Source organism: Marinobacter iranensis (genome assembly GCF_029207565.1).
Taxonomy (GTDB): domain Bacteria; phylum Pseudomonadota; class Gammaproteobacteria; order Pseudomonadales; family Oleiphilaceae; genus Marinobacter; species Marinobacter iranensis.
On sequence record NZ_JANCMW010000052.1, the window covers coordinates 1 to 342 of the forward strand.

Here is a 342-nt window from a genome sequence, read left to right on the forward strand (position 1 = left end):
TGGCGATGCTCTCCGGATGGAACTGCACGCCATGGATCGGCAGCGTCCGGTGCCGGAAGCCCATTACATGCCCGTCGTCCGCAGTGGCGTTGACCACCAGATCCTCGGGAATGTCGGTGACGATCAGCGAATGGTAGCGCGTCGCGGTGAAGGGCGAGGGCAGGCCTTCGAACAGGCCGGTGCCGTCATGGTTCACCGGGCTCGTCTTGCCGTGCATCAGCCCGCCGCGGACCACCGATCCGCCGAAATGCTGGCCGATCGCCTGATGGCCGAGGCAGACGCCGAGCAGCGGCTTGCCAAGGTCGGCGCAGGCGGCGACGAGATCGAGGCTGATCCCCGCTT

At 67.0% G+C, this 342-nt stretch carries 1 protein-coding gene; it reads right to left on the reverse strand.

Features of this window, described 5'->3' with window-relative positions; all coding sequences use genetic code 11:
* A partial coding sequence (locus tag NLU14_RS21400; RefSeq protein ID WP_275710430.1) for an anthranilate synthase component II occupies positions 1–342 on the reverse strand: 342 nt, incomplete at both ends.